Annotated in this window: 8 protein-coding genes; all 8 read right to left on the bottom strand. The window is 47.3% G+C overall.

The window, feature by feature from the left end:
* On the bottom strand, positions 1–1,372 hold a 1,372-nt coding region (locus BLO31_RS09225), incomplete at its 3' end, for a hypothetical protein (protein WP_139158975.1).
* Positions 1,373–1,488: 116 nt separating this feature from the next.
* Entirely contained in the window at positions 1,489–2,328 is an 840-nt protein-coding gene (locus BLO31_RS09220) for a hypothetical protein (RefSeq protein ID WP_070965019.1), read from the bottom strand.
* Positions 2,325–2,837: a hypothetical protein gene (locus BLO31_RS09215; protein WP_070965016.1), complete on the bottom strand. Its 513-nt coding sequence runs from the start codon at positions 2,835–2,837 to the stop codon at positions 2,325–2,327. The genes BLO31_RS09220 and BLO31_RS09215 overlap by 4 nt, the downstream gene beginning before the upstream one ends.
* Positions 2,837–3,382, bottom strand: coding sequence for a hypothetical protein (locus BLO31_RS09210; protein WP_070965013.1), 546 nt, complete (start codon positions 3,380–3,382; stop codon positions 2,837–2,839). Before BLO31_RS09210 ends, BLO31_RS09215 begins: the two co-directional genes overlap by 1 nt.
* A 113-nt stretch (positions 3,383–3,495) precedes the next feature.
* On the bottom strand, positions 3,496–4,002 hold the full coding sequence (locus tag BLO31_RS09205) for a hypothetical protein (protein WP_070965009.1): 507 nt from the start codon (positions 4,000–4,002) through the stop codon (positions 3,496–3,498).
* Between the two features lie 13 nt (positions 4,003–4,015).
* The gene (locus BLO31_RS09200) at positions 4,016–4,597 is read right to left on the bottom strand and encodes a hypothetical protein (RefSeq protein WP_070965006.1); all 582 of its coding nucleotides are present in this window, start codon (positions 4,595–4,597) and stop codon (positions 4,016–4,018) included.
* Positions 4,598–4,610: 13 nt separating this feature from the next.
* On the bottom strand, positions 4,611–5,318 hold the full coding sequence (locus tag BLO31_RS09195) for a hypothetical protein (protein ID WP_070965004.1): 708 nt from the start codon (positions 5,316–5,318) through the stop codon (positions 4,611–4,613).
* 6 nt (positions 5,319–5,324) lie between these two features.
* Positions 5,325–6,854 carry a hypothetical protein gene (locus BLO31_RS09190; RefSeq protein WP_070965001.1) on the bottom strand — a complete coding sequence of 510 codons (1,530 nt, stop codon included), beginning with the start codon at positions 6,852–6,854 and terminating at the stop codon, positions 5,325–5,327.
* Positions 6,855–6,874: the final 20 nt, after the last annotated feature.

Raw genomic sequence — 6,874 nt, 5'->3', positions numbered from 1 at the left:
CCGCCCCTGCCGCGCCAATGCCCATCATGACCGCTAAGGGCTTAAATACTTTACCCGCACCGCCTAAGACTTTTGACATTACGCCGCCTTTGACCGCATCTCCGCTCAGCCCTAACAGGCCTTTACCTGACGTTTGTACCGTATCGAGCGCTTTACTCATTCGACTGGCTGACTTTGGCCTCATAGATTCTTTGACTTTGTAGTAATCCACGTCGGCAGATTTGGCGCGCATTCTTGATTTGCGGCCTCGCCCTCTTCGCCCTTTCTTACGGCTATAAAAGTCCTCAGCCATATCGAACATGTCCATCATGCCGCCACCAGCGCCACCGCCAGCGGTAGCTTTAATAGCATCCTCGATGTCAGACAACTTATCTATTTGTTCATCATGCAGCTCAGCGCGCTGCTCTGCCTGACTTTCAGCAATCTCCACTTGCTGCTCAGTTACTTGCTCTTTCTCGTGGCGCTCGGATGAATTTTCAGTGAAAATTTCACTTTTCGACTCTTGCTGCTTACTTTCTCTAAGCTCAGATACAAACCCTGCTGGACTTTTAAAGAACTTGACCAGCGATTTGCCCATATGCTTGGCACTGTCGCGTTTTTCTTTTACAGAACTTACCGCCCCTGCGGTCTTTTCCTTAATACCCTCTATGCTATTTAGGCCACTTTCCTCTAGATACTCGGAAGCGCTATCTTTAAAGCCTTTGACCTCTTTGGCGATTTGCCATGCACTATTACCCACCGAAGCGCCGACCGCATCCACGGCGTCAACGTCTTCAACTTGCTTTTTAATTCCACCAGAGACCAGCTTACCGATGGACTCAAACATTGTTGCTTGCTTCTCGTCGGCCTTCTCTTCCTCTTTGCGCTGCTGCTCGTATAGCTCTTTTTGCTTATGGCTGGCAAACGCACCATTGGCTTGTCTTAATCTGCCGTCGTCATCTTCGTAGAGCCCTTCTATCGCGCTTGCCAAGTCTTTGTTAGTCGATTGCTCGCGCGCAACGGCGTCTCTGGGTGTCTTTTCTCGCTTTGGCTTGCTGGTGGTCTCTTTTTCAATTACGCGCTCTGTAGCGCTTTCTGAGTGCGTTTCTCTTAACTCGGAAATTGCAGGAGCGTTAACGTTGACAGGGGCAGGCTCAACATGAACGACAGGCGCGTCAATATCAAAAATAGGCGCTTCATTAAGATCAGCCTTAGCAGTAACGCTATTGCCACTTGACGTTTTATGTTCGCCCGTCACCTCTTGCACTTTAGCCGTGTCAGGCTTAGGGGCGGACGTGTTTTTCTCGATGCGCGCCAGCACATCAAGTTCATCATGACTTGCCTTGTCTACGGCTTGAATGATTTTTGCTAATTCACTGCGAGCGTTATCCACGTCTTCGATCCCTGTTCCTTTGCATCACTCGGCGCTGAATCTCGTCAACAACGTCTAGCGCCTCTTGAACATTTAAGCTTTTAAAATCTTGCGGCGATCTGCCTGTATCCACCCAGTCAATCAAGAATGAACGCCAGTTGATCCGCAGTTTCTTGCCCTTCCAGTTGTAGGCTTGGCATGTAGTCGACAGCTTGAAAGGGGAGCATCAAACGAGTTTTAGCGCCCTCCGTATTGGGGCATTCATGCTCTTGGGTGACGAGCAAAACCCCACCATCCCGAATAACGCAAGGCAGACCGTGACGCATCTCGCTTGCCACTATGCGAACCTTGGCTACTAGGCTTTGAAAGCTTTTATCCTTAAGCGGACGTTTTAAAAACTCCTCTACCCTTTGGTCTGCGCGCTCATCAGGAGACAACGACTCGTCTTCGCCATCTAATTCAACAGAGTAAGCGATGCGATAAAGGTAAATATCATCATTACGCGCTTTGTAAGCTTTGGAATTAATGGGGTGTGAATCTCTAAGATTGGTCAACTGCTCCAACCTTTCCATTGCATAGCCCCGCAGCGGCACAATGACGCCTTTTAGATTGCCAAATTCAAACGGCTCCTTCATCTCACGCCCTGCATAAACAAGGCTTTTAAACAAACTTGCCAAATCAACAGGAACGCCATGCTCTTCATTGCAATATTTACACTGGTAAGTCATCAAAACGCTTCGATCATCTCGTGACAGTACGTATATCCACATGAGAGCGGTAATACGGTCGTATACCGTCCAGTTTTTTGAGTCATGATCTTGGCCGTCACTCAACATATGGTTGAGGTATTCCGTTAGCGCCTTTTGCTCAAGCTTTGGATTAATATCTTCGAACTGGAATGCATCGGCCACGGTAGGCTCGTTAAAGCTCACTTTTGTCGAGCCGTCTTCGCACTTGGTATACGTTTGTAATTTCACTTAAGTAATCCGCCCATCGAGCAATATTTTTTAAAAGTCGCATTGAATGTGCCGCGCTCGCCTACCGCCTCAACACTCAATTTGTAATCGTTGTTTTCTTCACAATAAACCGTGGATTCAAATTCCAGCACCTCGCTGGTGTCGTCCAAAATCCGATAAGCGCGCACATTAAACAGGTAATCAATCGGCAGATTTAACAACCCTCGCTTGTCAAAGATCCGGCCTTGAAGGGATTTAATAAAATCGCTAATTTCGCCTTGCTCGTTGTCGTAAAACGTAAAAGTCTGGCTTCCAGCGTTCTTTTTGCTTGGCCTGTTAAATTCCGTGCTTCCTATCTCAATGCTTGTACTGGTAAGCGAACCCTTGCCGTAAGCAATGTCTTTCGCATACAGCACCAATTTTTCCGGCTGATCGTCAATCTCCACTCTAAAGTTACAATCAAGGCGCGGCTTTTCAGAAAAGGCCGACAACACCGCCGCTTTTTGTATCTTTAAAAATTCAACACTCACTAACGCACCCTCACGTTAGGCAGCACCATTTGATTGCGCATTTCAGTTTCAATTTCTGTCTTTTGTGCTTGCAGTTCGGCCTGAGAGGGATACGCCGACGTGTCATAGTTATTCGCCGCCGATATTCTCGCTTGCCTTTCAAACTCAGGAATGGCGATCAGCACATAAAGATACTTACTAACCAAATGCTCACACTCATTCGGTAGTTCGTATGTGTCTAAATCAACGCCGCTTAAGTTGGTGTAATAGATAAAATCACAAGGGAAAGATGCACGGCTTGGGTTTTCTACAATGAGCGTTTTATTTACCTCATCAACAAACACGCTGACGTGATACCGGCCTCGGTCACGACAGATGATTTTTTCCTTGTAGTCGCTTGGTAGTGGCGACTCTGCACTTTCAAGACGCATCACCTTCCAGCACCCCGCGCTTGCCTCGTAGGTTTGAAGGGCTTGCCTTAAGAAAACGTTAAACTGATTGGTGTCAGTGTTGAGCAAAACGCTAAAGCGCTGTTTTACTGATTCTAAAAGACTAGCTGGCGTCATATTCTTGCATCCACTTAAAAAATATGAGCACCATCATAATGCGAGAGACAAAAAAATGCCTCAGTCTATGATAATCTGAGGCATTTGTGCTCTAGCTAAAGGCTTGGGGGGGGTTACACCTTAACTGGTTCGACCCAGTTATAACCGATCGTCAATGGAAATTTAATCGTACCTGTCAAATCTTCTGTTGCTACGTCCACCGCTTCGGAGCTTAAGTAACATTTCAGCATTTCCCAACTAGCGATAGACTTATACCCTGTATCTTCTGGCGTAATCTCCAAGTCCAGATCGTAGTATGTTTTATTCTTAATCGCATCACCAATGAACTTAGCTGCTTTGCCGTCTAAATACTCTTCAATTGTTACGGTGATATTACCTGCGTTTTTGACATTACCTTGCTGATTTTGCCCCGTACCCATATGACCAAAGCTTTCAATTTCATGACGCATCATTTCAGGGATCTGAGTGGCCGAAACTCGAAAGGTCATATCTGGGTGGTTACGAAACTTTAATCTAAAGTTAGACGTCAGCGCTTTGTCACCTTTCGATAATTGTTCAAGCACAATGGCTCTTGTCGCTGCCATATCGCCTTTTGCTGTACCTTGTAAACTACTACTCATAGTTACGTATTCCTTAAGTAAAAATGTTAGGGATTTCAGAGCGACTTAATGTTGCATCCGTAGAGACCACAAGATCCACGGTATTTTCTGCAAAGTAGCCCGTTGTTGTAATTGGCGCGTTGTAGTCAAAGCCCACACTATGGATAAAGCACCCGCTCTTATCGGTCGAAGGAATAATAATTCTTTGCCCGATATTGAGTGAAACAGGTTGAGGGCGCTGACCGAAGGCTAGTGACTCACTCAACTCAGGGCTACTAAATTGAGACAAGTATTTAACCGGATCGTCGACCTCTAGCTTTGCGTCCGAAAAGGCAAGGAAATGAATCTTTAACGGAAATTTAAGCGCTTCCGCCCCGTCCCAGATTAATTTACTGTTCCACTTCGTAACGCTCGTCTTGCCTGTTTGGTCTTGCCCTAGCGCGGCCACCTTGCTGCCGTTACCAGCAGAATCCCCCTCAAAAGGGGCATTCCACGCTTGGACAAGTTCCATAGTAGATTCTCGACTGACGTAACCGACGACTGTCACCCCGCCCTGCCTCACCCAGACTTTGTAATAGTCTGAGAGGATTTTTTGCTGGTGGACTCCTACAAACATCGGTTACGCCTTACTACTTCATGCCGCGCTGGGCACGCTTGCGATTAGACTTTTTGCGCTTGGCGCGCGCTGCCGCACTATGAGACTTTTTACGCGCTTTTTTAAGCGCTTGCTTTTGCGCGGCTGTCATCTTGCGCTTTTTGCGGTTGGTCTTAACCAGCTTAAGCTCACCGTTTCGCACGACCTTTTTGGTAGCCGACAAAATCAACGACTCTTTGACAGAGAAATCCGCCACCATTTCGCTTGTTGACTCACCTTTTGTCTTTTCTACGACCGCCGCCGCGATAGCGTCTAAAAGCTCGTCATCTTCGCTCTCTAGTGCCTTTTGCACCATCTTGATGTCTTTACCTGAGAACGCTACCAAGGCATCACCCACAACAGATAGAAGATCGTTAAACTCTTCTAGCTCGTCATCGTCAAGCTCTGGCTCTTCGTCACCTTCAGGCTCATCAATTGAACCAATAATAATGGCTTCTAGGCCGTCATAGGTGTGATCGTCTGAACGAGCGAACTCAATCACAATTGATGCCCCTAGAGAGCGCATTTGCTTTTCTGAAAGCTCAGACAGTTCCGACAAAATGACGTCATCATCAACAGAAGCAAGTAATACCTCTTCGGTGATCGTTTCTTGCTCTGCCGCTTTGTTTTGCGCGGCCATCATCGCAGTTGATAGCGCGATATTCGGAAGGCGCGCACCTTCTTTAAATGGGCTCTTGCTCATTTTTAATTACTCTCCATCGTAGGATTTAAGAACGCACTGACCCGTAGAACGACGCATCGAGCCTTGAATATTGGCGAGCCATACCGCCACCAGTAAATCGCTGCCTTTTTCTTCAATCTTGAAGTTAAAAGCGTCGCCGCCTTTTGAGGTTGGGGTGATAATGCCTGCGGTTTTTGCGGCGTCTAAGATAGCAATAAAGCCTTTGGTTAGACCTTCCATCGCCTCTTTGATAGGCTCATGTTTCCATTGCTGGGTGAGCTTGTACCATTCACGCTTCAGGTAGTTGTCGCCAGCAACAATGCCTTCAAAGCGCAAATCATCACTTTTCACTCTGCAAGTTAGGTGGTCATCAATCATTGGCTGACCTTGAGGATTCAAACCAACTTTATTGATGCGCGCTTTTACCATCGCGTCATAATTTGGCGTACCGACATTTTCATTGAGCACTAAACCCGCTCGATTGACCGTCGCGCGATCCATACCCGCAGGCACTTTATGCCACGCACCGACAGGCGCTTTTGAAGCAACCCCTTTCGCTTTTGCCGCAAAGATAAGCCCTGAAACACCATAAGACACATCATTGCCATAAAACGGATCTTTACAGCGATACGGGAAGTGATAGCAGCAAGAATAGTGCGAATTGACAGGCAGTAACTTTTTACGAGCAAGCGCCAACTCATAAGAAAGATTTGGCTCAAGGTCGAAATAATGCCCTATTCGGCAATCTTCCGCATATTGCTCAAGCTCTTTTAGTGCTTGGTCATCATAACAACCAAGGGCGAGCACGGCGTGCGCTTCTGGATCGGCATTGGTTAGCACACGGATCGCCTTGAGATAATCCGCCGAGGTAATTTCTCTCATATTGCCGGACGTACCGCCTTTAAAGGCTAGGCTTTCAAAGTCCGTGAGTTCGGCTATTTTCTCCATGTTCACTTCGCAGCGAACACGTTTTGAATTGGCGTCTAACTTGTCAGAAATAAACGCTGGCGCATCGTAAGTGTCGCGAGCTTCAATATCAGTGGATACCGTGTGACTTTCTAGCTCTACGATTACATCGCCTTGCTGCTCAAACAAAGTGAGAAGCTTCATATTTGCGCCAAACTCTTGCGCGTCTAAAGCTTCTAGCTTGAGGAAGCGTTTATTTTCATTGTCGCCATCAATGAGATAAAAGCTAACAATGTCAGCCACATCATTTTGAACAATGTCAGTGCCGTAAGGCAAAGCCGTGGTAACGGTTTCGTGAGTGCTTCCGACATCGGTTGTTTTGCCGTGCGTGTTATAAAGCGCCGTGGCTGGGTCTTCGTTAGCCACTTTGTCTCGCAGTGTGACTACTGGGAACTTGGCCGAGGTAGGCACAACGCGAACAACATAACCCTTGCCGCCTTCTACCGCTTCATCTAATTGACGCATAGACTCCGCGCCCATGCCGCAACGAAAGTGATAAGGTTTGCCCAATACGTCTTGCCAGTTTTCGCCCACGGTCAGCACTTCAAACGGCGCACCCGTGCGAGAAATGACAACGCCACAAAAGCGCATCGCGTTGCCGCTACTGACGT

Source organism: Vibrio sonorensis (assembly GCF_001854765.1).
GTDB classification, from domain to species: domain Bacteria; phylum Pseudomonadota; class Gammaproteobacteria; order Enterobacterales; family Vibrionaceae; genus Vibrio; species Vibrio sonorensis.
This window is presented reverse-complemented; position numbering and strand designations above follow the sequence as displayed.